This window comes from Streptomyces sp. NPDC058157 (assembly GCF_042884105.1).
GTDB lineage: Bacteria > Actinomycetota > Actinomycetes > Streptomycetales > Streptomycetaceae > Streptomyces.
On record NZ_JBHVUQ010000450.1, the window covers coordinates 1 to 1,020 of the forward strand.

General features: G+C 74.7%; 2 protein-coding genes. One reads left to right on the forward strand and one right to left on the reverse strand.

Translation table 11 applies throughout. The features are described from left to right. The coding region (locus ACFVXK_RS38760) for an acyl carrier protein (RefSeq protein ID WP_389622137.1) at window positions 1–203 on the forward strand (203 nt) is incomplete at its 5' end. Window positions 204–211: 8 nt separating this feature from the next. Here ACFVXK_RS38760 and ACFVXK_RS38765 read toward each other — a convergent pair. Beyond that, window positions 212–961 carry an HAD family hydrolase gene (locus tag ACFVXK_RS38765; RefSeq protein ID WP_389622140.1) on the reverse strand — a complete coding sequence of 250 codons (750 nt, stop codon included), beginning with the start codon at window positions 959–961 and terminating at the stop codon, window positions 212–214. Window positions 962–1,020 lie beyond the last annotated feature (59 nt).

A 1,020-nucleotide genomic window follows, 5' to 3' on the forward strand; every position in this document is an offset into this window, starting at 1 on the left:
CCGTACGGACGGTGCTGGGCCCCGCCGCCGACGTGCGCGGCGGCGGGGTCGGGCTCACCCCCGGCTGGGACTCACTGGCCCAGCTGCAGATCGTGCTCGCGGTCGAGGCGGAGTTCGGCGTCCGCCTGCCCGCCGCGAGCCTCACCGGCGCGGGCCGCTTCGAGCAGCTGTGCCGGGTCGTCGAACAGCGGGCCGGGGTGTGAGCGTGCGATCAGTTCCAGCAGGGGCACGGCGCCGGGCGGGCGGTGAACACCTGGTCACCGCCCGGCTCGGCGGGCACCCGGCCGGGCGGCGGCACCAGGCTGAAGTCGGCCGCCGGGTCGACCTCGTCGAACGAGCCGAACAGATGGGTGCGCGGGAACCAGTCGCCGAACGGCGTCGTGGCCGGGCCGATGCCGATGAACTGGCTGCCCGTGGCCACCGCGGCCCGTACGTCCCACGGCCCGTCGCCCACGCACACCACCCGCTCGAAGCCGCCCCCGGCCCGCTCGACGGCCTGGTGGACGGCCTCGCGCACCAGGTGCTCGCGGAAGGTGTGCTCGCTCGCGGTGGACACCGGCCCGGCCGCACCCGCCTCCAGGGGGGCCAGCTTGGCCGCCGTGACCTCGCGCAGGCCGCCGGTGGCGAAGGCCACCGCGTACGCGTCGTCGTCGGCGAGTGCCCGCAGGAAGGATCCGGCGCCCGGTATCTCCTCCAGGCCCTCGCGGGCGGTGGCGGCCAGGAAGTGCTCGTGCAGCAGGGCGGCGAACCGCCCGCGCTCCGCCTCGTCGGGGAGCCGGCCCGTGTGGTGCCGGAAGACCTCGCGGAAGATCCACGAGTCCGTGTGGTGGGTGTAGCCGCCCCAAGCCGAGTCGACGTCCGTGAGCCCGCAGTCCCGCAGCGCCGCCGCGAACGCGGCCTGGTGGGGGGCGACGCTGCGCAGCAGCGTGCCGTCGATGTCGAAGACGATCAGGGTGGTCAAGACCTGCTCCCTCGGTCGGATGTCAGCATTTTTCAAGATCGTAGGGGAAGGGGCGGGAC